The 23,807-nt window shown below is 63.8% G+C and carries 31 protein-coding genes and 2 pseudogenes; 16 read left to right on the plus strand and 17 right to left on the minus strand.

Annotated features, from left to right (window positions below):
- Positions 1-13 precede the first annotated feature (13 nt).
- Together NKH21_RS22460 and NKH21_RS22465 are read right to left on the minus strand one after the other, a co-directional pair.
- A complete protein-coding gene (locus NKH21_RS22460) occupies positions 14-787 on the minus strand; it encodes a slipin family protein (protein WP_352661555.1) in 774 nt (257 codons plus the stop codon).
- Positions 784-2,175, minus strand: a complete 1,392-nt coding sequence (locus NKH21_RS22465) for an NfeD family protein (protein WP_352661552.1) — start codon at positions 2,173-2,175, stop codon at positions 784-786. Before NKH21_RS22465 ends, NKH21_RS22460 begins: the two co-directional genes overlap by 4 nt.
- 86 nt (positions 2,176-2,261) lie before the next feature.
- On the opposite strand from NKH21_RS22465, the pseudogene NKH21_RS32830 reads away from it, so the two are divergent.
- Positions 2,262-2,386, plus strand: a pseudogene (locus tag NKH21_RS32830) (HAD family hydrolase); the annotation flags it as partial.
- Between the two features lie 17 nt (positions 2,387-2,403).
- Here the strand turns inward: NKH21_RS32830 and NKH21_RS22470 are convergent.
- The 3 genes and pseudogenes from NKH21_RS22470 to NKH21_RS32835 form a co-directional block, all read right to left on the minus strand.
- A complete protein-coding gene (locus tag NKH21_RS22470; RefSeq protein WP_352867702.1) occupies positions 2,404-2,865 on the minus strand; it encodes an RES family NAD+ phosphorylase in 462 nt (153 codons plus the stop codon).
- A gap of 93 nt (positions 2,866-2,958) precedes the next feature.
- A complete protein-coding gene (locus NKH21_RS22475; RefSeq protein WP_352661549.1) occupies positions 2,959-3,306 on the minus strand; it encodes a hypothetical protein in 348 nt (115 codons plus the stop codon).
- 153 nt (positions 3,307-3,459) lie between these two features.
- Positions 3,460-3,564 (minus strand): annotated as a pseudogene (locus NKH21_RS32835) (pseudouridine synthase); the annotation flags it as partial.
- Positions 3,565-3,654: 90 nt separating this feature from the next.
- Between NKH21_RS32835 and NKH21_RS22485 the strand changes: the two are divergent.
- Entirely contained in the window at positions 3,655-4,164 is a 510-nt protein-coding gene (locus NKH21_RS22485; RefSeq protein ID WP_352661546.1) for a hypothetical protein, read from the plus strand.
- Between the two features lie 260 nt (positions 4,165-4,424).
- On the opposite strand, the gene NKH21_RS22490 is transcribed toward NKH21_RS22485, so the two are convergent.
- Positions 4,425-5,189 (minus strand): pseudouridine synthase, encoded by a 765-nt coding sequence (locus NKH21_RS22490; RefSeq protein WP_352661543.1) that lies wholly within the window; start codon positions 5,187-5,189, stop codon positions 4,425-4,427.
- A gap of 76 nt (positions 5,190-5,265) precedes the next feature.
- Here NKH21_RS22490 and NKH21_RS22495 point away from each other — a divergent pair, with 76 nt between their 5' ends.
- A complete protein-coding gene (locus tag NKH21_RS22495) occupies positions 5,266-5,895 on the plus strand; it encodes a DUF922 domain-containing Zn-dependent protease (protein WP_352867573.1) in 630 nt (209 codons plus the stop codon).
- Between the two features lie 209 nt (positions 5,896-6,104).
- Here the strand turns inward: NKH21_RS22495 and NKH21_RS22500 are convergent, their stop codons facing one another.
- Positions 6,105-6,848 (minus strand): SDR family oxidoreductase, encoded by a 744-nt coding sequence (locus tag NKH21_RS22500; protein WP_352661539.1) that lies wholly within the window; start codon positions 6,846-6,848, stop codon positions 6,105-6,107.
- A gap of 365 nt (positions 6,849-7,213) precedes the next feature.
- On the opposite strand from NKH21_RS22500, the gene NKH21_RS22505 reads away from it, so the two are divergent.
- The 7 genes from NKH21_RS22505 (at position 7,214) to NKH21_RS22535 (ending at position 12,732) form a co-directional block, all read left to right on the plus strand.
- Positions 7,214-7,837, plus strand: coding sequence for an NAD(P)H-dependent oxidoreductase (locus NKH21_RS22505; protein WP_352867575.1), 624 nt, complete (start codon positions 7,214-7,216; stop codon positions 7,835-7,837).
- Positions 7,838-8,211: 374 nt separating this feature from the next.
- Positions 8,212-8,544 (plus strand): ArsR/SmtB family transcription factor, encoded by a 333-nt coding sequence (locus NKH21_RS22510; protein ID WP_352867577.1) that lies wholly within the window; start codon positions 8,212-8,214, stop codon positions 8,542-8,544.
- A gap of 14 nt (positions 8,545-8,558) precedes the next feature.
- The gene (locus NKH21_RS22515) at positions 8,559-9,245 is read left to right on the plus strand and encodes an aquaporin (protein ID WP_352867580.1); all 687 of its coding nucleotides are present in this window, start codon (positions 8,559-8,561) and stop codon (positions 9,243-9,245) included.
- Positions 9,242-9,664, plus strand: coding sequence for an arsenate reductase (glutaredoxin) (gene arsC / locus NKH21_RS22520; RefSeq protein WP_352867583.1), 423 nt, complete (start codon positions 9,242-9,244; stop codon positions 9,662-9,664). Before NKH21_RS22515 ends, arsC begins: the two co-directional genes overlap by 4 nt.
- 69 nt (positions 9,665-9,733) lie before the next feature.
- Positions 9,734-10,066: an ArsR/SmtB family transcription factor gene (locus NKH21_RS22525; RefSeq protein ID WP_352490030.1), complete on the plus strand. Its 333-nt coding sequence runs from the start codon at positions 9,734-9,736 to the stop codon at positions 10,064-10,066.
- Between the two features lie 51 nt (positions 10,067-10,117).
- Entirely contained in the window at positions 10,118-11,494 is a 1,377-nt protein-coding gene (locus NKH21_RS22530) for an FAD-dependent oxidoreductase (protein ID WP_502911910.1), read from the plus strand.
- Positions 11,491-12,732, plus strand: coding sequence for an MFS transporter (locus NKH21_RS22535; RefSeq protein ID WP_352867588.1), 1,242 nt, complete (start codon positions 11,491-11,493; stop codon positions 12,730-12,732). The genes NKH21_RS22530 and NKH21_RS22535 overlap by 4 nt, the downstream gene beginning before the upstream one ends.
- Before the next feature lie 24 nt (positions 12,733-12,756).
- On the opposite strand, the gene NKH21_RS22540 is transcribed toward NKH21_RS22535, so the two are convergent.
- Together NKH21_RS22540 and NKH21_RS22545 are read right to left on the minus strand one after the other, a co-directional pair.
- Positions 12,757-12,981 carry a hypothetical protein gene (locus NKH21_RS22540; RefSeq protein ID WP_352490035.1) on the minus strand — a complete coding sequence of 75 codons (225 nt, stop codon included), beginning with the start codon at positions 12,979-12,981 and terminating at the stop codon, positions 12,757-12,759.
- Positions 12,982-13,212: 231 nt separating this feature from the next.
- Complete coding sequence (locus tag NKH21_RS22545; protein WP_352661524.1) at positions 13,213-13,578, minus strand: VOC family protein; 366 nt, start codon at positions 13,576-13,578, stop codon at positions 13,213-13,215.
- A gap of 144 nt (positions 13,579-13,722) precedes the next feature.
- Between NKH21_RS22545 and NKH21_RS22550 the strand changes: the two genes are divergently transcribed.
- Positions 13,723-14,034 (plus strand): hypothetical protein, encoded by a 312-nt coding sequence (locus tag NKH21_RS22550; protein WP_352661522.1) that lies wholly within the window; start codon positions 13,723-13,725, stop codon positions 14,032-14,034.
- Positions 14,035-14,078: 44 nt separating this feature from the next.
- A complete protein-coding gene (locus NKH21_RS22555) occupies positions 14,079-14,954 on the plus strand; it encodes a sigma-70 family RNA polymerase sigma factor (RefSeq protein ID WP_352661520.1) in 876 nt (291 codons plus the stop codon).
- A gap of 14 nt (positions 14,955-14,968) precedes the next feature.
- Here NKH21_RS22555 and dinB read toward each other — a convergent pair whose 3' ends face one another.
- The 4 genes from dinB to NKH21_RS22575 all read right to left on the minus strand — a co-directional run bounded on the left by dinB (position 14,969) and on the right by NKH21_RS22575 (position 18,088).
- Positions 14,969-16,207, minus strand: a complete 1,239-nt coding sequence (dinB, locus tag NKH21_RS22560) for a DNA polymerase IV (RefSeq protein WP_352867593.1) — start codon at positions 16,205-16,207, stop codon at positions 14,969-14,971.
- Positions 16,208-16,337: 130 nt separating this feature from the next.
- Positions 16,338-16,886 carry a riboflavin biosynthesis intermediates N-glycosidase gene (gene ybiA, locus NKH21_RS22565; protein WP_352867595.1) on the minus strand — a complete coding sequence of 183 codons (549 nt, stop codon included), beginning with the start codon at positions 16,884-16,886 and terminating at the stop codon, positions 16,338-16,340.
- Positions 16,887-17,005: 119 nt separating this feature from the next.
- On the minus strand, positions 17,006-17,506 hold the full coding sequence (locus NKH21_RS22570; RefSeq protein WP_352867597.1) for a hypothetical protein: 501 nt from the start codon (positions 17,504-17,506) through the stop codon (positions 17,006-17,008).
- 123 nt (positions 17,507-17,629) lie between these two features.
- Entirely contained in the window at positions 17,630-18,088 is a 459-nt protein-coding gene (locus tag NKH21_RS22575; protein WP_352867599.1) for a GNAT family N-acetyltransferase, read from the minus strand.
- 597 nt (positions 18,089-18,685) lie between these two features.
- Here NKH21_RS22575 and NKH21_RS22580 point away from each other — a divergent pair.
- Positions 18,686-19,072 carry a hypothetical protein gene (locus NKH21_RS22580; RefSeq protein ID WP_352867602.1) on the plus strand — a complete coding sequence of 129 codons (387 nt, stop codon included), beginning with the start codon at positions 18,686-18,688 and terminating at the stop codon, positions 19,070-19,072.
- A 26-nt stretch (positions 19,073-19,098) separates the two neighbouring features.
- Here NKH21_RS22580 and NKH21_RS22585 read toward each other — a convergent pair whose 3' ends face one another.
- Positions 19,099-19,461, minus strand: a complete 363-nt coding sequence (locus NKH21_RS22585; protein WP_352867604.1) for a hypothetical protein — start codon at positions 19,459-19,461, stop codon at positions 19,099-19,101.
- 190 nt (positions 19,462-19,651) lie between these two features.
- Here NKH21_RS22585 and NKH21_RS22590 point away from each other — a divergent pair, with 190 nt between their 5' ends.
- Entirely contained in the window at positions 19,652-19,948 is a 297-nt protein-coding gene (locus tag NKH21_RS22590) for a hypothetical protein (protein ID WP_292663304.1), read from the plus strand.
- A 222-nt stretch (positions 19,949-20,170) separates the two neighbouring features.
- Here NKH21_RS22590 and NKH21_RS22595 read toward each other — a convergent pair whose 3' ends face one another.
- Positions 20,171-20,866, minus strand: a complete 696-nt coding sequence (locus NKH21_RS22595; protein ID WP_352661510.1) for an XRE family transcriptional regulator — start codon at positions 20,864-20,866, stop codon at positions 20,171-20,173.
- Positions 20,867-21,417: 551 nt separating this feature from the next.
- Here NKH21_RS22595 and NKH21_RS22600 point away from each other — a divergent pair.
- Positions 21,418-22,053, plus strand: coding sequence for a GcrA cell cycle regulator (locus NKH21_RS22600; protein ID WP_352867608.1), 636 nt, complete (start codon positions 21,418-21,420; stop codon positions 22,051-22,053).
- Between the two features lie 61 nt (positions 22,054-22,114).
- Complete coding sequence (locus NKH21_RS22605; protein WP_352661502.1) at positions 22,115-22,720, plus strand: DUF6456 domain-containing protein; 606 nt, start codon at positions 22,115-22,117, stop codon at positions 22,718-22,720.
- Between the two features lie 43 nt (positions 22,721-22,763).
- Here the strand turns inward: NKH21_RS22605 and NKH21_RS22610 are convergent, their stop codons facing one another.
- Both NKH21_RS22610 and NKH21_RS22615 read right to left on the minus strand, forming a co-directional pair.
- Positions 22,764-23,072 (minus strand): hypothetical protein, encoded by a 309-nt coding sequence (locus NKH21_RS22610; protein WP_352661499.1) that lies wholly within the window; start codon positions 23,070-23,072, stop codon positions 22,764-22,766.
- A gap of 222 nt (positions 23,073-23,294) precedes the next feature.
- Positions 23,295-23,558: a hypothetical protein gene (locus tag NKH21_RS22615; RefSeq protein WP_352579491.1), complete on the minus strand. Its 264-nt coding sequence runs from the start codon at positions 23,556-23,558 to the stop codon at positions 23,295-23,297.
- Positions 23,559-23,807 lie beyond the last annotated feature (249 nt).

The following is a 23,807-nucleotide window of genomic DNA, read 5'->3' on the forward strand; positions in this document are numbered from 1 at the left end:
GGAGATTACGCGCTCAGCCGCCTCCGCCTCCACCGCCCTGCAGTTTCAGGAACTGGCTGAGCAAATCCACCGGCAGCGGGAACACGACCGTCGACGAGCGTTCGCCGGCGATGTCGTGCAGGGCCTCGAAATAGCGCAGCTGCATGGCTTGCGGCTCCTCGGCCAGCATCTTGCCGGCCTCGACGAGTTTTGCCGCCGCCTGCTGTTCGCCGTCGGCGTTGATCACCTTGGCGCGCCGCAGCCGTTCGGCCTCTGCCTGCTTGGCGATGGCACGGATCATGTTCTCGTTGAGGTCGACATGCTTGATCTCGACATTGGAGACCTTGATGCCCCAGGCATCCGTGCGCTGATCGAGGATCTCCTGGACGTCGCTGTTGAGCTTGTCTCGCTCGGCCAGCATTTCATCGAGCTCGTGCTTGCCGAGCACCGAGCGCAGCGTGGTCTGCGCCAGCTGGTTGGTCGCGGCCATGAAGTCCTCGACCTGGATGACCGCCCGCTCGGCGTCGACGATACGAAAATACAGAACGGCGTTGACCTTCACCGAGACGTTGTCGCGCGAGATCACGTCCTGCGGCGGCACATCCTGGACCACCACTCGCAGGTCGACCTTCACCATCTGCTGCACGAAGGGGATGAGGATGATAAGGCCGGGGCCCTTGACCCCGGTGAAGCGGCCGAGCGTGAAGACCACGCCGCGCTGATATTCCCGCAGGATGCGAATGGCCGCGGATAGGAACATGACCACGACGAGCGCTGCTGCCAGATAGGCCACATAACCGATGATCATTGCCTTGCTCCATCGCTTTTCACATTGCGGCGCCGTATCGTCAGAACGAGACCCCTGACATCAGCCACCTCGACGCTGTCGCCCACCGCAAGGGGTTCGTCGGCTTTTGCCCGCCAGCGCTCGCCCCGGGCGAGCACGTGGCCCTCGCTGCCCTGCCAGTCGAGGACCTCCGCTGGCAGTCCTTGCATGGCCTGTGCGCCAACACGCGGAACGTTCTTGCGGGCCGCCCACAGATAGCTGCCGGTCAACAGCGCCAGGCCGAGCGTCAGGACGGCGGCGGTGCCGATAACGGCCCACGACATCTCGAAGCCGGGCCCCTCGATCCTGAGCAGCATGGCAGCGCCCAGCAGAAACGCAGCCACGCCTCCCAGCCCAAGGACCACAGTCGGATTCAAGGCTTCGACGACCAGGAAGATGATGCCAAGCAGCATCAAGGCAAGGCCGGCATAGCTGATCGGCAAGAGATTGAGCGCATAGAGGCCGAGCAGAAGGCAAATCGTGCCGATCACGCCAGGCGCGACCGCGCCCGGGCTCGTGAATTCGAAGACGAGGCCATAGACGCCGACCAGCATCAGGATGACGGCGATGTTCGGGTCCGTGATGACGGCGAGAAGCCGGATGAGCCAGCCTGGCTCGAGCGTTTCGACCGGCAGCCCTTTCGTCGCCAATGCCTCTTTTTTGCCGGCGATCTCGACGGTCCGGCCGTCGGCCAGTTGAAGCAGTTCGGTGGTGTCGCGGGCGACGAAATCGATGACATGCTGCTGCAGCGCCGCGCCGGCCGATAGGCTGGCCGCCTCGCGCACGGCCTTTTCACCCCATTCGGCATTGCGCCCCCGCAATTCAGCCAGGCTGCGGATCAGGGCAACGGCGTCGTTCGTCGCCTTGGCGATCATCGCATCGCCCCCGGGTGCGTTCTTGTCCTTGTCCGCCTCGGGGCCATCATTCTTGCCGCCGTCGGGAAACGATGGCAGCGGCCCACCCATCTCGATCGGCGTTGCCGCGCCCAGATTGGTGCCGGGCGCCATCGCCGCCAGATGGGTGGCGTAGAGGATATAGGTTCCGGCGCTCGCCGCATGCCCGCCGGCGGGCGCGACATAGCCGATGACCGGAACCGGCGAGGCGAGGATGCCGGCGATCATCTCGCGCATGCTGGTGACCAGCCCGCCGGGCGTGTCCATCTGCAGGATGAGAGCCTGGGCGTTTCGGTCCGCGGCCACCGCCAGTGCTTCCTCAAGCTGCCTGGCACTCGCCGGACCGATGGCGCCGTCTATCTCGACGCGCAACACAATTTTCTCCCGGCCGTCCGCCTCTCCGGTTGCGGAAGAGGGACAAACGGCCGCAACAGCCACGAAAGCCGCGGCAAGCAGGACCGCACGCGCGAGTTTCACGCTCAAAGCTCCACATCTAGGAATATGGGCTGGATTTTGCCGAAATCCATGACGCTTCGCGGTGGGTGACGCAGCGCACGGTGCTGCTGGGCGTAGGCCTGTTCAGCGGCGGCTACGGCACCGAGAAGTTCCGCCAATCGGGCACGTTCCGCGGCTGTGCAGACCCGACGACGTGTTGCGCCACATAGACGAGGTCGGCGGCCATACCTGACGGCGGCGGATCCGCCGCTAAGTCCAGTCGATTTCCCCGTGATCGGTTCTTGTCGTTATCGGCCCAGCCGGCAACCGATCACAAAACGCGACGACGTTCAGGCAGTCATACCGCGCGCTGGGCGCGATCAGACCGTCATAATCGAGGAAATATGCGGCCTCACCGATGTCTTGCGACCTCGGATATTCGGCGTGCTTTTCCTGGTATGAAAGCTGCCCGTAGCGCGAGGTATCGAGGCCAAGGGTCTGCAAGGCGGCCAGGTCGAGCAGTCTGAGCGTCCGGTCCAAAGCAAGATCGATCTCGAAGAGATTGTATCTGACACGCGAAGGGACCACTGGCTGCCCCCGCGCCAGGTGGAATCTCATCTCGCTCAAGGCACCTTCGCGCTCTTGCGAGGTGTAGAGCACGTCGAATGTTCCATCGTCCCAACGGCCACCGGAACTCGAGCACTGGATCGGGCTGCGGCCCTGGCGCACCACACGCCAAACCGTTCCGGAGTATTCGACAGGAATTATTGCCTCGATAGCGTCGATGAGCCGGTTGTCACGTCGCTTCCGCCCGGCGATTGCCAATTATACAAAGACCTCGTTTTCGAGCCGATCGATGACTTTGAGCACGTCGAGGGCCCGGTCGTCGTGAATGAGATCGATTGCTCTTTCACCGTTCAATTGCGGGTGTCGGGCATAGAGCCACGTGCGGATATCGCCGGGTTCATAGAACTCCTGCAGACGACCGACGATATAATGCAGGTCCGACAGGATGAGTTCGCTGCGCGGCTGGGGCTTGATATCACCGGCCTTCCATCTGGAAACCGTGGCCTTGGAGACCTCGGTGATATTCGCAATGTCGGTCCCCTTGAGACCGCCAAACATGCTCAATTCGTCCAGGAATCTGGGGACCGCCCGCAATGGCGTACTCATGATTTTCTCTCCGGCTGCCGAGCCGGTTCGCGTCGAACCAGCACCTCGGTTGCGCGTTACATTTCGGTTTCACAGAAGGAAAATATGAAACAGAAATGTTAATGTCAATCGTCCCTTCGATGCGAAGGCGCTGAAGCCAGCAGCCCAGGCCTCAAGCAGCGCCAGCTCTTCAGTGCTCAGATGGCGCGCCTTGCCTTTGGCGAGGCCGCCGAGCTGCAGCGAACCGATCGCGATCCGCACCAGCCGCCGCACCTCGACATCACTGGTGATGCCACGGGACAATTTGCTCTGTATAGTCCTTGATGCCACGTGGCTGACGATGGTTCGATGGCTGGGGAGGGGAAGATCATGCGAAGCGGATTGGCGAAATTCATCGCGGCGGGTTGCGTCGCCGCTCAGACCGCGCTGCAAGCGGCGCAGCCGGCATCTGCCGCGCCGTGCGGCTGGACCGCGAAACTGGAGGAAGACGAGGGCGGCAAAGTTCTGATGGCGTCGGTCTGTGGCGGATCGAATGGCGGCGCCCAGCTGACGCTGGCCTGTTTCGGCAAGCCGACGCTGAGCTATGATCTGGGCGACACCGGTCCGCAACTGGAGGCCGGCAGCGCTTCGTTCACGTTCAAGGCCGGGGGCAAGACGGTGACCAAGACGCTTCAACTCGAAGAGATGTACAACAACTTCACAGTGGAATTGGGCAGCGCCGACCCGATGCTGGCCCTGCTGCGTTCCAAGGGCGAGGTCACGGTCGTCTCAGGCAAATATGGAGAGAACAGCTTTCCGCTTGCCGGCTCATCCGCCGCCATCGCCAAGGTGCTGGCCCAGTGCGGCAAAGCCAAGGCTCCTTCCGACAATGAAGATTGATGAACCCCTCACATTTCGGTTTGAATCACGCGAGACCATCGCCAGGCTTTGATCGATTTGTTTGTCCCGTCGGTTGGCTAGCTCCCATGCCCGCCCAAGAATCGCTCAAGATCTTTATGCAGAAAATCAAAGCCGCCGGCTGCGATCTGTGGTGTGCTGACGGATGTAATACCGACAGAGATTGATATCCGCCGCGCTGCTTGTTGCGTTACTTGGGCTTCGACTGGCAGCTGGCTGACTGTCGAGTCGCCGCCAGCCGCTCAGGCCCGAAGCAGCGCCAGCTCTTCCGCCGTGAGATGGCGTGCCTTGCCTTTGGCAAGATCGCCGAGCTGCAATTGGCCGATCGCGACCCGCACCAGCCGCAGCACCTCGACATCGTGGGCGGCGAGCAGCCGGCGGATATGGCGGTTGCGGCCCTCGTCGAGCACGATCTCCAGCCAGGCTGTGCTGGTGCCGCTGCGCAGGATCTCGATCGAGCGGGCCGTCAGCAATTCGCCGTCGACGGTTGCGCCGGCGCGAAACCCTGCCAGCATGTCCACATCGGGCAGGGCGCCGATCTGCACGTGATAGGTCTTGGCGACATGCGAGGCGGGGTCGAGCAGGCGCTGCGCGAAACGGGTGTCGTTGGTCATCAACAGCAGGCCTTCGCTGGCCTTGTCGAGGCGGCCGACCGGCGAGACGAAAGGCAGGTCGAGGCCTGCCAGACAATCATAGACGGTGCCGCGGTCCTGCGGGTCGTCGCGAGTGGTGACCAGCCCGCGCGGCTTGTTGAGCATCAGATAGATCTTGCGCTCGGCGGCGACGCGGCGGCCGTCGACCTCGATACGGTCGCGGCCGGGATCGACGCGCATCGAGCCGTTGCGCACGATCTTGCCGGCAACCCGCACGCGGCCCTCGGCAACCAGAAGCTCGGCCTGCTTGCGCGAGCACAGGCCAAGTTTCGACAGCGCGCGGCACAGGCTGACGCCGGGAGGCTGGGTCCCTGGGGCAGGGCGCTGCCGGGCAATGTTCGGTCGCGGCGACATGGCGTTGCCTGTGGATTCTTGTATACGAGCATCCCAGTATAGCCGGCCGCCGGCTATGTCCACGGAAGGGAACTGCATGTCTTTTGCATCGTGCGCAGCAGCCGCGAGGACTTGCATAAAAACAGCCGTTCGCCTTTGCCTGCTGCTCGCCCTCCTGCCGACATCGCCGGCGCATGCCGGCTGGCAGGCGGTCGAGAAGGTCGAGACCTATGCCATCTCAGGGCAGACCGGCCCGGAGCTCTACGCCTCGATCGGCGGGCGCGGGCCGCTGCTCGGCGAGCGCCGCGTCGTCGCGCATACCAATTTCAAGCTGACCTGGGTGAGGGACTACCAGCCGCAAGGCGATGCCTGCGTGCTGGTGTCGGCGCGGCCGAAGCTGATCATCACCTACACCTTGCCGAAGCCGGCCGCGCGGCTGCCGGGCGCAATCCAGAAGAACTGGGAGGTTTTCGCAGCTGGCCTCGCCGCCCACGAGAAGGTGCACGGCGCCAGCATCGTCGACATGGTGCACAAGATCGAGACGGCCACCATTGGCCTGACCGTCGCCGATGACCGTGGCTGCAGCAAGATCAGGACCGAAGTGACGAAACGGCTCGCCGGAATCTCGCAGGCACAGCGGCAGGCGAGCCGCGATTTCGACCGGGTCGAATTCGGCCCGGGCGGCAAGCTGCGGCAGCTTGTGTTCACGCTGATGACCGGGGGATAGTCGAGGCAGGGCAAGGTTGGCGGGACAGCACCGCCCTCTGTCCTGCCGGACATCTCCCCCTCAGGTGGGGAGATTGGATATCACCCCTGATTTCGCCAATCGCGAACGTTGCAAAAAGAGTGCTGCCGACGAAGCTGCCGATCTCCCCCTCTGAGGGGGAGATGTCCGGCAGGACAGAGGCGCAGCGCATCGACGTCTGCAGGCTGACCTCACGCCTGCTCGGTCGGATAAAGCGTCAGGATGTTGACGTTGACCCGTGGCGGCTGGGTCACCGCATACAGGATGGCGGCGGCGATGTCCTCGCTTTCCAGCTGTTCCATATCGCCCAGCCTTTGCTCGACCGCCTGGCGCACATCGTCGCGCATGTTGCGGGTGAACTCGGTCTTGACGGCGCCAGGCTCGATGCAGGTCACGCGGACGCCGTCCTTGCCGATCTCGCGGCGCAGTGACTCCGCCATTGCGCTCACCGCATGCTTGGTGCCGGAATAGACGACCGAAGGGTGGATGTAACGGCCGGTACCGGACGAGACGACGACGATGTGGCCGGCGCCTTGCCGCTGCATCGACGGCAGTGCAGCATGGATCGGATAAAGCAGGCCGAGAATGTTGACGTCGACCATCCGGCGGTATTCTTCCGGCGTCGTATTGCGGAACGGCGCGGCGACGCCGACGCCGGCAACCGCAAGCAGCATGTCGAGCCGGCCGTACTCCTGCTGGACCCGTTCGACCATCGCCGTGGCTTGCGTTTCGTCGGTGACGTCGACGGCAATCGGCAGTGCTGCGCTGCCGGTCTCACGGATCCGCCTCGCCAGATCGTCCAGGCGCTCAGCGCGCCGCGCGGCAATCGCCAGCGTGGCGCCCTCGGCCGCCAGCGCCAAGGCAGTGGCCTCGCCGATGCCTGAGGAGGCGCCCGTCACCAAGGCGATCTTGCCGCTCAGTTTTCCTGTCCGCATCTTTTTCTCTCCTGACGCTTTGAGCACGCCGTGAAGCTAGGGCGCAGGCTTTCGGGCAACAATGCTGATCGAAAACCGAATCCACTCTTGGGGTCCCTGGGCGCAATACGCGACGGCGCCCGCTCCCCGCAGAATGCCGCAACGCATGCAGGACAGTGCCCTCCGGCAAGCCCATGTGTGCGCAATTTCCTTTGAGCGGACGAGCCGGGCCTTGACGTGACTGGAGCTGTTGCGTCTTGATATGGGGGCTGCGGGGCTTCGCATGAAAACAGCTGATCGACTATGTCTGCGGGTGGCTTGTTTGCATGCGACGCGCCTGCACGCACCATCGCGATCCTCTCGCGACCGACCGGTCTGAGCGCAAGATGAAGGTCCTCGTCGTCTATTGCCATCCCTGCACTGACAGCTTCAATGGTGCCGTGCGCGATACGGTGCTGGAGACGCTTGCCGAAAGCGGCCATCAGGTCCACCTGCTCGACCTCTATGCGACCGGCTTCGATCCAGTCATGCGCACGCAGGAATGGCGCGGTTACCACGACAAGGCGGCAAATCTGCAATCGGTGCACGAACATGCGCAGGAGCTGCTCTGGGCGGAGGCGGTCGTCTTCATCTATCCGACCTGGTGGTATGGCCTGCCGGCTATGCTGAAAGGCTGGCTGGAGCGCGTGCTGGTGCCGGGCTTCGCTTTCGAGATGCCGACCGCTCGACGCGGCCCGCAGCCCAAATTGCGGCATATACGCCGGGTGATGGCAATGACCACATGCGGCGCCACGCCGCTGATGTCGTGGATCATGGGACAGCCCGGCCGGCGGACCCTGCTGCGCGGCTTCCGCTCCGTCTGCCATCCGCTGTGCCAGACCAAATTCCTGGCGCTCTACCGGATGGACAGTGTTTCGGAAGCCGGGCGCCAGGCGCATCTGCGGCGGGTCAGGAAAGCGGTTGCCGGTCTTGGCCGCGCTGATGCGGTCGCCGCCACAGTGCCTGGCTGATTTGGACCAGGCGAGCCGGCGAGGGGCAGCGGGCGCTCGCTTTGGACAGGCGATAGCTTCGCCGAAGTCGGCGCCCCCCTGATCGCCCTGCCGGGCACTTCTCCCCGTGAACGGCAGCGCTATCGCATATGGCGGCCCCCTCATCCGGCCGCTTCGCGGCCACCTTCTCCCCGCTGGGGAGAAGAGCCTGGCATCAACGCAGGCGACCTCCTCTCCCCTCGGGGAGAGGTCAGATTGCCCCGAATTGCCCTTCGCAATTCGGTTGGCAATCCGGGTGAGGGGGCACTTGCCGACGTGCGATTGCCCTGCGGTGAACGGGGAGTCGCTGGCCCATGCGCGTTGACTCTCTTCGTCATTTCTGGAATATTGGAAACATGGATAAGACACTCGCCCTTTCGGCGCTTGCCGCGCTCGGCCAGGAAACCCGGCTGGACGTTTTTCGCCTGCTGGTGCGGGCTGGAGCCGACGGTGTGCCGGCAGGTGAGATCGCCTCGCGGCTCGCCGCGTTCCCGAACACGATGTCGGCTCATCTCAAGATCCTGTCGCATGCCGGCTTGGTGCGGACCGAACGCGAGGGCCGCAGCGTGCGCTACTTTGCCGATATGACCGGCTTTCGCGATCTGCTGGCCTACCTCATGGAGGATTGCTGCAATGGCGCGCCGGAACTTTGCCAGCCTGTCATCCAGGCCGTGACCTGCGATTGCTAGCGAGAAGATCCAGCATGGCCAACCTCTCCCGCCGCCTTGTTGCCGAGGCCCTCGGCACGGCTCTGCTGGTCGCCACCGTGGTCGGTTCCGGCATCATGGCTGACAGCCTGAGCAGCGATGTCGCCGTCTCCCTGCTCGGCAACACCTTGCCGACCGGGGCGATCCTGGTCGTGCTCATCACCATATTCGGGCCGATCTCCGGAGCGCACTTCAACCCGGCGGTGACGCTGGTATTCGCGCTTCGACGCGAGATCGAAACGAACGCAGCGCTGGCTTATGTCGCCGCCCAGATTGCCGGCGGCATTGCTGGAACGTTGCTCGCGCATGCGATGTTCGAACTGCCGATCCTGCAAGTGTCGGCGACGGTTCGGACCGGAAGCGGGCAATGGATTGCGGAGCTGGTTGCCGCCTTCGGGCTGGTCTTCACCATCCTCGCCGGCTTGCGTTTCCGTCCGGATTCGATCTCCTGGCTGGTCGGGCTCTATATCACCGCCGCCTACTGGTTCACCGCATCGACATCCTTCGCCAATCCGGCCGTCGCCATCGCCCGAGCGTTCTCCAACGCTTTTGCCGGCATCCGCCCCGCCGATCTGCCGGGCTTCATCGGCGCCGAACTTTTGGGCGCGTTGCTCGCCATGGCATTGGCAGGGTGGCTGCTCGCCCAACCGAAACCAGTCGGACAGATGAAAGCTGCGCAATGACCATCACCATCTACCACAACCCCGATTGCGGCACCTCGCGCAACACGCTGGCCATGATCAGGCAGTCCGGCGAGGAGCCTGAAGTGATCGAATATCTGAAAAACCCGCCGTCGCGCGAAAAACTCGTCGAACTGATCGCAGCGATGGGCATGACGCCGCGCCAATTGCTGCGCGAAAAGGGCACGCCCTATGCCGAACTTGGCCTGGGTGACCCGAAGTGGAGTGATGACGAGATCCTCGATTTCATGCTGGCGCATCCGATCCTGATCAACCGGCCGATCGTGGTGACGCCGCTCGGCACCATGCTCGCCCGACCCTCCGAAGCCGTGCTCGATATCCTGCCCAATCCGGATATCGGCCCGTTCACCAAAGAGGACGGCGAGGTCGTCATCGACGCCAGCGGCAAGCGCGTCGTCTAGATATCGTCCTATTTCGATCTTTGTCGAAACTCTCTTGACGTGCAGCGATTCTGGAAATAGCTTATTTCCATGAAACTCGAAAAAGCAGCCTCGCAACTCGAAGCCCTCGGCAGCCCGACGCGGTTGCAGCTCTATCGCACGCTGGTGCGGGCGGGCGATGAGGGGCTGCCGGTCGGGCGCATCCAGGACAGATTGGGCATCGCTGCCTCGACGCTGTCGCATCACCTCAAGCGGCTGGTTGACACCGGCCTGGTGACACAGGAGCGCCAGGCGACGACGCTGATCTGCCGGGCCAACTATCCGGCCATGAACGGGCTCATCGGATACCTCGCAGACGAATGCTGCGCCGACGCCACCTGTGCGCCGGCGTCGGCGGAAGCGGCCGCCAAAACAGCGGCGTGATTTTTTTTGGCATTATAATTCGAAATTACCGGAAGGATGGAATACATGGAGATGATCGAAAAACTCCCCGTTGCGGTGATCGGCGCCGGGCCGGTCGGTCTGGCGGCAGCGGTCCACCTCATCGCGCAAGGCATTCCCGTCAAAGTCTACGAAGCCGGCAATGCGGTTGCATCCAATCTCAGGGATTGGGGCCATGTCCGTGTGTTCACGCCCTGGCGCTATTGCGTCGATCAGGCGGCCAGAAACCTGCTCGAGGCGCATGGCTGGCGGATGCCTGAGCCCGAGGCATTCCCGACCGCGGACGACCTCGTCGCGGACTATCTCGAGCCGCTTGCAAAGCTTCCGCGATTGTCGCCGTCGATCGAAACCGGCGCCCGCGTCGTCGGCATCTCGCGCTGGGGCGCCGACAAGGTGCTGAGCAAGGGACGCGAGGACCGGCCGTTTATGCTGGCGGTCGAGACTGCCGATGGTGCAAGACGCGACAGTGCCCGTGCCGTCATCGATGCTTCGGGAACCTGGCAAATGCCGAACCCGCTCGGCGCCGGCGGAATTCCTGCAGAAGGCGAAGCCGAGTTTGCCGACCGCATCGCCTACGGCATTCCCGATATCCTTGGCCGCGATCGCAGCCTTTATGCCGGCAAGACGACGCTGGTTGCCGGCTCCGGCCATTCGGCCGCCAATGCGTTGCTGGATCTCGCCAGCCTGGCAAATGTGGACGCCGGCACGGCTTTCATCTGGACAACGCGTGGCACCGACCTGGTGCGCATCTATGGCGGCGGCGATGCCGACCAATTGCCGGCACGCGGCGAACTCGGCGCCGAAGTGCGCGAACTCGCCGAGAGCGGCGGCGTCAGGCTGGTGACGGGCTTTGCAGCCGTCTCGATCCGCGATGCCGACGGTCGGCTGGTCGTCGAAGGCCAGACCAGGGACGGCTTGCAGGCCCTTGGCCCGGTCGACCGCATCATTGCGGCGACCGGACAACGCCCGGATCTCTCGCTGACCCGCGAGCTTCGGCTCGAGCTCGATCCGTGGCTGGAAAGCGTCAAGGCATTGGGACCGTTGATCGATCCCAACGAGCACTCCTGCGGCGACGTGCCACCGCACGGCCATCGCGAGCTCAGCCATCCAGAGCAAGGGTTCTATACAGTCGGCATCAAGAGCTATGGCCGCGCACCGACCTTCCTGCTGCTGACCGGATATGAGCAGGTCCGCTCGGTCGCGGCGGCGATCGCCGGCGACATGATTGCGGCCGACAATGTCCAGCTTGTGCTGCCCGAGACCGGGGTCTGCACCGTGCCGAGGATCGGCATTGCCGACAAGGGTTGCTGCGGCGGTCCGGCGCCGGCAGCGGTGGATGCCTGCTGTGTCGCCGACGCCGAGGCGAAGGCGGTCGGCAAAGGCGGCTGTGGCTGCAGCGTCGCGGCATGAGCCTTTCGCCGCCTTCGCCGGCCATCTTGCGCAGCCGCGGCGCAATCATCACGGCGCTTGGCCTGACGCAGATCATGGCGTGGGGGTCATCCTACTATCTTCCCGCGGTCATCGCGCCGGCGGTCTCCTCCGATACCGGCTGGCCGCTGGCATGGGTTGTCGGCGGCCTGTCTCTTGGCTTGCTCGTGGCGGGATTGATCTCTCCGCGCGTCGGGTCATCGATCGAGCGGCATGGTGGCCGCAACGTCCTGGCGTTCAGCGCTGGATGCATCGGGGTCGGCCAGGTTGGGCTGGCCGTTGCCCCCAACCTTGCGGCCTACATCGCTGCCTGGCTGATCATCGGCCTAGGCATGGGGGCGGGGCTCTACGATGCCGCTTTCGCAACGCTTGGCCGCCACTACGGCCATGGCGCGCGCTCCGCCATCACGGCGCTGACGTTGTTCGGCGGTTTTGCCAGCACGATCTGCTGGCCGATCTCGGCCTTGCTGCTACAGGAGGTCGGCTGGCGCGGCACCTGCCTGGTGTACGCGGCTGTTCAGTTGGTGATTGCGCTTCCGCTCTATCTGTTGATCCTGCCCCGCGAGGCGCCGAAACCGCCAGTCAGGCCAGGATTGCCAGTCGGGCCAGGATTGAACCAGGCGCCGCCGGCCCGCGATGGCAATCCCGATCTGTCGATCATGATCGTTTTGGCCGCCACACTTACGCTCGCGGCGGTGATCTCCTCGACGCTGTCGGTGCACCTGCTCACCATCCTGCAAGGCAGCGGCATGGCGCTGGCCGCGGCCGTCGGGCTCGGCGCGCTGGTCGGCCCGTCCCAGGTGGCGGCGCGCGCGATCGAGATGACCATCGCGCGCTACCACCATCCGATCCTGACCAAGTTTGCCTCGGTTACCTTCGTCGCGATCGGCGTTTCGGCGCTCTGGGCCGGCATGCCAGTCATCCCGTTGGCGCTCGGCTTCTACGGCGCGGGCATCGGTCTCGAATCCATCGCGCGGGGAACGCTGCCGCTCGCGCTGTTCGGCTCGAACGGCTACGCGAAGCTGATGGGCCGCCTCGCCATGCCGAGCCTGATCGCCCAGGCAGCGGCACCCTCGGCCGGCGCCTTGCTGCTGGAGCGCTTCGGTCCGCATGGCACGTTGGCCGCGCTTTCCGGTCTGGCGCTGGCCAACGTCATCCTCGCATGCGGCCTGGGGTGGCGGATGCTCCGCTGGCGGCAATCGCAGGTTCAAACTCGGTAGGATTTCGACCTGCGTTCAGCGCCGTCAACTGGAGAGCGGGAGATCGTCCAAGGGATCGACAAGGAAGGACGCGGCAATCAGATCGTCCGCGTCGAGGCGCAGTGAACCTTTGGCGCCGCCCATAATGGCGGCAACCTTTTGAAACGTCTTGATCTCGTGCTCGGTAATCTGGGCACTTTGCATTCTGGATTTGAGGTCAGCAACGCGCAGCCCCAAACTGTGGGACATTCCGATTTTACGGTTCGACATGGTAAGATGCTCCTCCCCGGCCCATGTTTGTTTTGCCACCCGCCCTTATTCGCATTTCCTCCGCCTGCCTAAATATGAGGCATCGCGAATACAGCGCCCGAACGCCCGATGCAAGGGAAGGTTCCGGCGCGCAGAGGTCACGAAATAATAACAAGAAGGAAGCACGGCCGATGGTCCGGCCGGAGATAGGACTTAGGTACGACGCCCCGCCAGACAGAGGGCTCCGGTGGCTTATCGGCTGGCGAGGACCATGCGGTTGCCTTCGCTGTCGCGAAACTCCGCCACCGTGCGCCCCGGCTGCCACGTCGCCTCATGCGGTTCGGTGACGATCTCGACGCCGCCCGCCTTCAACGCCGCGATCATTGCTCCGACATTTTCGTCGACCAGCACCAATACGGGCTCCGCGCCGGGGGCGTCATCGGCGCGCCTGATGAAATGCAGGTTCGTCACGGCATGCGGAAATGCCAGCTCGATCCAGCGCCAGCCGCCATCGCCCATCTTCTGGTCGGCCAGCACCTGACAGGCGAGATGCCTGGTGTAGAACGCCTTGGCGCGGTCCTGGTCGAATACCGGAAGCTCGGCAAACTGGATATGCATGATCGTCTCTCCTGCTTGATGGCTGCCGCGCAGCCGCCCACGCGGGAAAGACGATGCGGGCGACCGAAAAGATTCTTCGGCAAGGAGAATCTTTTCAGCGCAGCCGGTCGTCCTTCGTTCATACCAACCAATCAGGAGACGACGATGGACTACGCGCTCATTCGATACGGTGTGAACCAAGCCGACCTGGCAGATAACCGCGCGCTGGTCGAAAAAGTGTTCGAAGCGCTGGGCGAGGCGGCACCGCCGACGGTGCGCTATCTGGTGCTCGAGCTGGACGACGGCTCGTTCGTCCACATCGTTGGCCAGGACCGCGATTCCTCGGCGCTGACCGGGCTTGCCACCTTCAAGGCATTTACGGAAAACCACGCGCAGCGCCGTTCGACCCCGGCAATGAGATCGCCTGTCAAAGTTATCGGCAACTACCGTATGCTGGCGGATCAGAAGGCGGGATAGCGCCTGCCATGCCGCCCGCGCAGAAATGGGATGCTACGCCGAAAATGAACAGGGCGACTTTGGAGGCGATGCTCGTCGGGTTGCGGCCAAGGCTGCATCGCTACTGCGCGCGCATGGCCGGCTCGGTGATCGACGGCGAGGACATCGTCCAGGAGGTGCTGATCAAGGCGCTACAGGCGATCGACGGCGGCGCCATGGTCGAACGGCCGGAGCAATGGCTGTTTCGCATTGCCCACAATGCCGCGCAGGATCACCTGCGGCGGCGCAATCGGGAAAGGTCGCGCATGACCGAGGCCGACATGAGCGTGATCGAAGATCCCTCCGGCAGCGCCGACAGCCGGCTCGCCGCCCAGACCGGCCTGCGCTCCTTCATGCGGCTTTCGGTGTCGCAGCGCAGCGCCGTGATCCTGGTCGACGTGCTCGGCCTCAGCCTGCATGAGACCTGCGAAGTGACCGGCGCGACGCTCGCCGCCACCAAGGCCGCGCTGCATCGCGGGCGGGCGCAGCTCAAGCTGCTGGCGCTGCAGCCCGAGCAGGCGCTCGCGCCGAGGCTCGACGCCGACGACGAGCGCCGGCTGCGGCGCTATGTCGACCTGTTCAACGCGCGCGACTTCGACGCGGTCAGGGCACTGATAGCCGAGGACGTCCGGCTCGATGTCGTCAACCGCGTCCGTCTGCGCGGCAAGGCCGAGGCGTCGACCTATTTCGGCAATTACGACCGTATCAGCGACTGGACATTGTCGCTCGGCTTCGTCGACGGCAGGCCGGCAATCCTCATCCGCAACCCGCAAGCGGCCGACGGCGCCGTGCGCGGCTTCATGCTGGTCGAATGGGCGGGCGATGAGGTCATCCAGATCCGCGACTTCCGCTATGCACCGTGGTGCCTGGTCGATGCGGAGATTGAAACGGTCGAAGGGTGAAAAACCCGGCCCATTTACAACTCCTTTTCGGCTAGTTCGCGAAAGGCGTCGGGAACCGACCGCTGTAGTCCGAGCGCGACCGAGGCATAGCCGACCGCCTCCCAGCCGAAGCGGTCGCGGATCTTGTCGATGGCGCGATCCGCGGTCCAGCGCGCCGCGCCCTTCCGGGTACCGGGGCGGCGGCGGTCATCGTCGAGCCCGAGCGGCAGTTCCAGTTGCAGGCCGGCATGCTGCTCCAGATGCGATACGGCGATCGCCAGCAGCGAGATTGTCTTTTCGTGCGGATGGTCGATGAGCACCTTGCGCACCAGCGCCTCGGCGATCTCGGCCAGCATGGCGGTTGCCGAAATCGGTTGGTCGAGCGTGATCGAGCGCGTCACCGAACGCAAATCGGCAAAGCGGACGCGAACCGTCACCGTGCGGCCGGGCCGGGATTTCGCCCGCAACCTGGTGGCGACCCTGTCGGCCAGATGCAGCAAAGCGGGCACGAAGACGTCCTCTTCGGCCGGTTTTCGGCCAAGCGCCGATTGCGCGCCGGCCGATCGCGCGCGGCGCTGCGTCTCGAGCTTGCGCGGATCGCGGTTCCACGCCAGCGCGTTGAGTTTCTCTCCCGCCGCCGGCCCGAGCAGGCGCTCCAGCGCCCCACCATTGGTTCTCGCCAGCTCGCCGATGGTGTTGACGCCGATGCCGGCCAGCCGCTCCCTGGTGACCGGGCCGACACCCCACATCAACTCGACCGGCAGGTGATGCAGGAACTCCAGCTCGTGGCGCGGATCGACCACCACCAGCCCGTCGGGCTTTGCGACCTGTGAGGCGATCTTGGCCAGGTGCTTGGTGCGGGCTACGCCGACCGAGATCGGCAGGCCGAGCTCGGCCCGCACGCGGCGGCGGATCTTGCCGGCGATCTCGGCCGGCGAGAACAAATGGGTGCAGCCGGCGACGTCGGCAAAGGCCTCGTCGATCGAAATCCGCTCGACCACCGGCGTGAAATCGCCGAGCACCTTGATCGCCGCATCGCCCAGCCGCTGATAGTCCTTGAAATGGCCGCCGACGAAAATGAGTTGCGGGCAGAGTTCCCGCGCCCGCCGTCCCGGCATGCCGCCGCGCACGCCGAACGCCTTGGCTTCATAGGATGCGGCGAGCACTACCCCGCCGCCGACGGCAATCGGCTTGCCGCGCAAGGCCGGGTCGAGCAATTGTTCGACCGAGGCATAGAAGGCATCCAGATCCGCGTGGAGGATGTTGGCTTCCATCCGGCCCCGTCGCCCGCGGCGGCTCGAACGCCGCATTGTCTAGAGTTGCGATAGGAACATAAAGAGAACATTGTGGGTGGATTGTCAAGCAGCGCGGAGGCTGCCGCCGATGACGGGCGGACGGCAATGTTCAGCCGCGCAGCCGATCGCGGGCCTGCATCAGCGCGAATCCCAACAGGTTCTCGCCGCGCCACAGCAGCGGGTTCACCGCCCTCTCGTCATCCGCCGCAAGACCGATGCCCCACACCCGGTCGACAGGGCTCGCCTCGACCAGCACCCGGTCATGCGTCGACAGCAGATATTCGCGCAGCGCCGCGTTCTGGCGGAACTTCTGAAAGCTCCCTTCGGTGACGATGCGATATTTGTCGGCATCCCATTTGGTGCCATCGAAGCCGCTCACCTGGCGGCCAAGTTGCTTTGCCTGCTTGGGGCTGGCCGCCCTGAGGATTTGCGTTGCCGTCTGAGCGTCACCGAACAGGCGAGCCTTCTCGGCCATCATCCAGTGTTCGGCAGTCGGATAGCTCAGGCCATCGACGATAAAGGGCGCATGCCACCACTGACTGAAGCACGACGTGGTTATGCGGCCGTCCTTGGACGGCTGGTGGCCCCAAAAGAACAGAAACTTCTGATTGGGTTTTGCGCGAAAGACCTTTTCAAGCCAGGCCCGGTCGTAAATCATGGGGCGGATGGAGCAGGGCGAAGGGGCGGCTTGTCAATGCCCGGCTTTGAACTCTTGCTCGCTGAGCCTGCGCATCAGGCAGCCTGTGTGTTTCGGTGCCGGGCCTAACGCCTGAAATGTTACACTGCAGTTCGGCAATCTGCATCGACGATGGATATTGTCTCCGCCCCACCAAGCCATGTGAAAACGTACTCGATACGCTTGATCCGGCGGCTGGCGAGCCATTTGCCCAGCGTCTTGCACTGCTCCGTATAAGCGCCCGATTCCCGAAGGCCTTTGAAGAAGATTTCGTCCAGCGGTTGCGTCGAGGACAGGTGGTAAGTGAGAAAGCGGTGAGAGAACGATACGTTCTCCATCGTTACGCTGTCCGTTGTCTGCGGCAGCCCTGCATTCATCCGAGCCAGATCAGCTCCCGTAAGGGCCGGCGCCGGAAGCCGGCCGAAATTAACGGACAGCGAGAGGACGATAATGAACAAAAAGGCTACAATGCCTATCTTGAACCACCATTGCAGGACCGCACCGACGATCGCGGCAAACAGGATCTGCACACCAATCCACGGAAGCCAATCGAGCGGATTCCAGTAAAGTTCTCCCCAAATCTCGTGCAGCACGTCAAGCATTTACACCCGCCAGTGGTGCGCTAAGGACTGCCAGCCTCCCAGTCCGCCGGATTCTCGTACAAGTTTCGGGAAACGGCGGCAACGTATCGAAAACGGACAGCCCGCAAAAGGCGGAAAACCGACCTACAACCCCATCTTGTAGCCGAGATGGCTCGCGGTGAAACCGAGGCGCTCGTAGAAGGCGTGCGCTTCCCGTCGACCATTGTCCGTGGTGAGCTGAATGAGGCTGCAGCCACGAGAACGGCATGTTTCAATCGCCCATTCGATCATCAGCTTGCCGACGCCGCGAGAGCGCCATTGCCGGGCGACGCGAACGCCTTCGATCTGGCCGCGCCAGGCGCCTTTCCTCGAAATGCCTGGAAGGAAGCTGAGCTGCAGCGTTCCGACCACTTGCCCGGCATCGACGGCCACGGCGAGCAACTGGTTGGGGTCGGCATCGATTGCTCTGAAGGCATCGAGATAGGATGGCGCAAGCGGTGTGGACGGGTCTTCCCGGTCTGCGCCGAGCACATCGTCGGCAAGCATTGCAACGATCGCCGGCAGGTCGGGCGCCTGCGCACGACGGAATTCGATCTCGCTCATCGCCTGGACATACGGCGTAGATTTGGCGACGACAAGCGTCGGTCTAGTGGAAAGCAGCCGTTGAAAGACTTATGACAGGTGAAGATCGGGAGGAAAGGATATGGATGTTCCAGCCAGCATGAAAGCCGAATTGGCAGCCTGGAACAATGGGACCGGCATCGATTTACAAAGCTGGGTTGGCTGCGAGGGCCGATTTGCACTTGCTGTGGGGTACAGCACTGTTTTCTGGCCGGAGTTCGTAACGTTCGAACGCTACGTTTTGATGGAAGGGTTCAGCGAGGAGGGCCCGCGAAGCTTCGAACGAAACCCCGGCGCCACGCGACAGTCTGTGGAAGCGGTCATGAACCACTTGCATATTGCCGATATTCACGCCTTGGGCACCGCCGACATTTCTCGCGACAAGCTCGTGTGTTCCTTGGCTCAGTCCTCAAGGAGATTTATGAAGCAAAACTGCAATGGCGGTTTCCGGACCGAAGGTTTGTCGTGGAGTTTTTCGCTTCGGAGCCCAAAGACCTGGAGGACTACCAGCTGTCTTTCTGGCAAGCATACTAGGATAATCGGTCGAAAGCGAGCAACCCGGCGATGGTCAACCAGCCAATGCGGTTCGAAATTGAAGGCGTCTCGCTGGAGGTTTTGCGGGCACTGTCGCGCGCGGACCAGGATCAATTGCTGGCCTTCGGCCGCCCGATTTCCTTTACCATGGCAGCGCCACCGTCCTGGCCGAATTCAATCGCAATGACGGCACGCTTCTGGTCAATCTTGCCCATATCGACGGCGGTGGCGAAGGCGGTCCTGCTCGTCTTGTGGAGGCTTGTCCGGGCCTATGCCACCGATCGGCAATTCAGGCTCATCCGTTGGAATGTCCATGCCGCGACGTGCGCCAAACCTAATCCCCGGCTGCAGCGCTTCCTGCGCTCCCATCACTTCGCCGAGATCGACGATCCCGACTACGGCCGCATTTTCGCCCGCAGCCAGCAGCTTTGATCGGCCTGCGGGCCGCTCCCGCCACGCTACGCCGCCTCAAACGCCCAGAGGCGCTGGCCGTAGCGGCGGAAGAAGCGGGCGAAGAGGCGTTGTTGCCTGGCGCGGGCGAGGTCGGCGGCGCGCCTTTCCTGCCGCCAGCGCGGCATGTTGTGGAACATCGAAAGGAAGCAGGCGGCGTCCTCGAGTGCCTCCTCGGCTGACTGCGCCGGGCGGATCGCCGCCAGGAACAGAGCGCGGCTCGGCTTCATCTGGTCAATCGCCGCCTTGCGCTGGCGATGACCCTGGCGCGCCTTGCGGATGCCGTCCTGGCGGATGGCCGCGAAAGCCGCAAGCATGGCCGGGCTGTCGCCGCTATAGCCGCAGGCATGGGCGAACTGGGCTGGGTCCATCGTCGTTCCCTTGCTGCCGGCCGGCCGCGGTTCTGTGGCTCGCGCCGATTCCAGTCCGCAGCCAGATATAAGCATAACTCAAATAATGGAACAAGTGAAACTTTCACGTTGATGTAAGCGGAACCGACTCGACTCCGCTCCAAAAACCGATAATGATGTGAACAAAGCAGGAACAACGATGGGGATGGCCATGGCATTGGCAGGCAAGGAAGCGACGATCGCCGATGTTGTCTCGATTGCCGTCGAGTGCATCGACTGCGGCCGCAACAGGTGGTGGAAGCCGGCCGAGCTCAAGCGGCATGGGGTGATGCCGGAGACACCGCTGGCCGCACTTTCGGGGCGCCTGATCTGCAAGGCCTGCCGGGCCGACGGCCTGCCGGGCGCCGCCGTTTCGATCCAGGCCGCCTTCATCGACGACCGGCAACGGACCCGCGCCGAGGCGCGCCTGCTCAACGGTCGAGAGCTGGAGCAGTCGAGGCGGGCTTGAGGGGCGCGTGGTGCTCTTCCCTTCTCCCCTTGTGGGAGAAGGTGGCCGAGCGAAGCTCGGTCGGATGAGGGGTGTTGGACGGATCGCTACTATGAAGACGTAAGGCTTTAAAAATCGTTCCGTATTTTTGACGCCGAGTTTCTTCGAGCACCCCTCATCCGGCTCGGCGCTGTGCGCCGATCCACCTTCTCCCACAAGAAGGGGAGAAGGGAAAACCCCTCATCAATACCCCAGCAATTCCTTGAGCGGGATGACGCGGAAGACGTTCTTGATGGCGTAGCGGTTGAAGGTCAGCGTCTTCGGCGGGTTGTACTGTTCGACGATCAGCTCGGCGGCGGTGCGCTTGACCAGCTTCTTGATAAAGGCCTTGCCGTTTTGCTCGTTCTCCTCGGGCAGCGTCTCGATCACCACATGGTCGCCGGGCAGCGCTTCGCGGCCGCCGCAATAGATCATCTCGCCGGGCTCGTAGCGCGGCACCATCGAATCGCTCAGCACGTGCAGCGCAAACACATTGCGCAGATGCCGGATCCCCGGCGGCCGCTGGACATAGCCGGCCGGCTGGCCGTTGAAGGTGAAGTCGCCATCGTCGCCGCCGACGGCGGTACCGAGAAGCTGGATGTCCATCGGCCCGGCGGGCAGGGGGCCGGGATCGGTGACGATCTCGGCATCGGCGACCGGCCCGGCGTCGTCGAGGAAAACGACCTCGCCCTTGCCGAGCGCCACCGGGTCGACGCGCAGGAAAGCGGCGGTCTTCAAAAGGTTCTCGGTCTTGGGCAGGTTGCGCCCGGTCTCCCAGTTGCCGACGGCAGCGACGTCGGTGTCGTTGTGCTCGGCAATGTGGCGCATCACCAGGCCGCGCTGCTTGCGCGCCCGGCGGATCGCCGCTCCGACCTTGATCGACAGTGCAGTTTTCGCCATGGCTCCATCTGAAGCATAAGATTCGGTTTCGTCTATGCAAGAATCGCTTGCATTATGATTTGAGTTATGCTCTTATATGGGCATGCACAAGTCGCTTCACCAGTTTTCGGTCCTTAAATCCGCCGTTCAGCGCGCCGGCAGCGCTCGCCTGGGGGCGGTACCGCAAACGATCGCCAAGGCCGTGCATGTGCCAACCCTTTCCCCTTCGTCGCGGCTGTCCTCCTCCCCGGCCGGGACGATGCCCGAGGCTCGCGCCTCGGATCCGGCAGCGCAAGCGGCCGGAACGGCCGGAGCCGTTCCCCTCACGGCTCCGGCCACGAATTACCTGCCGGCCGGCAATGCGGATGCCGCGGTTTCCTGCATCCGCACCGAAGACGGCACGGTCATCGCGTTCGACAAGCGGACGGGCAAGGCAGTGTCCGGCGCAACAAGGCAGGCGGCCGAGATGAAGCTCGATCGCAGCAGACCACGCGAAGGGCTGACTGGCTTTCGCGCCTGGGGCCGGCGAAGCCGGCGCCGCACACAACCACCTTTGCAGGGAATAAAACATCATGGCCGCCTGCTATTCCGCCTCGGAACTGGAACAAATCGAGAACTGGCTGACGAGCGGACTGTCGGCCGCGAAAATCGCGACCAGGCTCGGTGCGCAGCGTGGTAGCCCGGTCTCACGCGCGGCCATCATCAGCATGGTCCACTGCACCGCCCGTTTGCGCACCATCGGCCTTGCCAGATCCAAGGGCTGGTCTGGCGGACGCTCTGGCGGCCGGCTCGGAAATTCGGCGCCTGAGCCATCAAATGCCGCAGGTCAGGCGGAAGCGGCTCCGAAGGCCGAGCCACGCTGCCGCCCGACAAGGCTGTCGGCCAGGCTGGCGCCGCCGGCCTGGCAGCCGGGTCCGGCTCGGATCACCGGGACCGATGGCGCGCCGCTCGAAATGCCGGCGCCGCGCCCGATCGCCGCCGGCGGCCGCCAGCCGCATTTCGCCGCCATGCGCTTCATCGATTGCCTGTTCGAGCGCTGCCGCGCGCCGCTCGACACGACGTTACAGGAGGATGCGGAAAACGACGCCCCCGGCAGCCGCCCCGGTTTGGACATGCTGTGCTGCGGACTGCGCACGAAGCCATCGAAAAGCTACTGCGCCTATCACGCGGCGCGCTTCCTGCGCACGCTGCCGGCCGAAGTGATTTGAGCCTGCTGGATGACGGAAGTTCGCCAGAGCCCGACGACGGAAAACCAGGAGGACCGAACCGATGAGCACCAAAACCGTCCAGAAGATCAAAACCAGGCTGCCGCGATTGCCGAAGGGCGAGGCCGAGCAGGTGCGCATCCGCAAGGAGATCGGCCATGATTTCGCGCTGAAGGACGACCGGTTCGGCCGCAAGCGGCTGGCCAAGGGGACGCAGGAGGGCGCGCGCCTCTATGAGGTCTCCAATGACGGCCACACCGCGACCGGCGGCATCGTGCGGGTGCGCAATGTCGACCCGCTGAGCGGCCTCACCTCGCTGTCGCGCCAGCAGCGCGAGGCGGGGATGCGCTACCGCCAGGATTTTCGCGACTCGTCGGAGGCAACCGCCAAGCCGATGGCCTGGGCCGAGCGCGTCGACGGCGGCCGCACCGGCAGCGGCGTCGCCGAACACATCCTGTCCGCCGGCCGCGACCATGCCGAGGCCACCAGGGCGCTTGTCCATTGGGAGATCGCCGGCATCGTGCAAAAGGTCTGCTGTGCCGACACAACGGTGAAGAGCCTGGCCGAACAGGCCGGCGAGCCGCGCGACGTGGTGGTGAAACTACTCAAGATCGGGCTCGACATATTGGCCGTGCATTACGGCATGATGCTGATGCGCAAGCCGAGATGAGGAGCCCGCCGATCCGGCCGGCACTACCGGCCGGATCGATCCGTCAACGACGGCAGACACGGATTCTTTCGATAATCCGGTGGTGATGACGCCAGTGCCTGATGACTTCTGTGTGGCAGCGCCGGTGGTATCGGTACCGGTAGCGCGGCGCGTAGTCCTCGTTATAGACATCATAGCGGTAACGGGGGACGTACTCATCGTCGTAATCGGAATACCGATGGTGGCGATAGTAATAGTCGTCGTCATAGCCGCTGCCGATGCCGATCGTGACGCTGCCGCCGGCATTCGCCGGGCCGATCACGGAAGCCGCCGAGGCGATGGCGATCACCGAGGCAAGCAGGAGCTTCTTCATAGCTACCTCCTTCTTTAACGTCCCTCTAATAGAAAAACCCGCGAGGCGCAGCCTCGTTCCATAGATTGGCAAGATGTAACGAACGGACGAGCCCGAAGTTTAGCGCCTGCCGGCGCGAAAATGCCGCTGCTGCGGCGGGGTCGGATCGCCGACGCAGCGTGACCGCTCCTCTCATCAAACAGCGGCAATCGCGCGTCAGTCCCGTCTTTTGCCAACGTCTGCCTACAGAACGTGGCCCAGTTCCAGCAAAACGAAGGCGGTCGCACCCAGCACAGCGAGGGCATAGGCCGCATAAAGAACAAGCAGCATCACCTCAAAGTCCCGGACGAAGCTTGCGGCAATCCTGGTCTCCTTGGGCTCCGCTTTCTCGATGCGGTCGGTTTCCAGCTGCTCCGTTGCCACGACGAGGCAGACGATCCTGTCGTTGTCGGCCGCCTGTAATATCCGTTCGGTCAAATCGACGGCAATCACCGGATCGTCGGCCAACTGGTCCCGCGGTAGCCGGCTTTCAGTGACGGTCTGGATTTCACGCTTTCTCACGCACGCATAATTGCGTCGACTAAATTAGGTTCCACTAAAATACATAGATTGCCTCGGACCCGATCGCCATGGGTGAGGCGTGAGCCCAGCTGGGCGTGGAACCCCCGCCCGAGGGCCGCATTTGTCGGCTGTCGAGGCGAATCTCGATCCGCATCCTCCGATCAAAGGGCGCGGGCTTCTTCATTGGCTGCTACG

The sequence above is a fragment of the Mesorhizobium sp. M1329 genome, from assembly GCF_040318035.1.
In the GTDB taxonomy this organism is placed as follows: domain Bacteria; phylum Pseudomonadota; class Alphaproteobacteria; order Rhizobiales; family Rhizobiaceae; genus Mesorhizobium.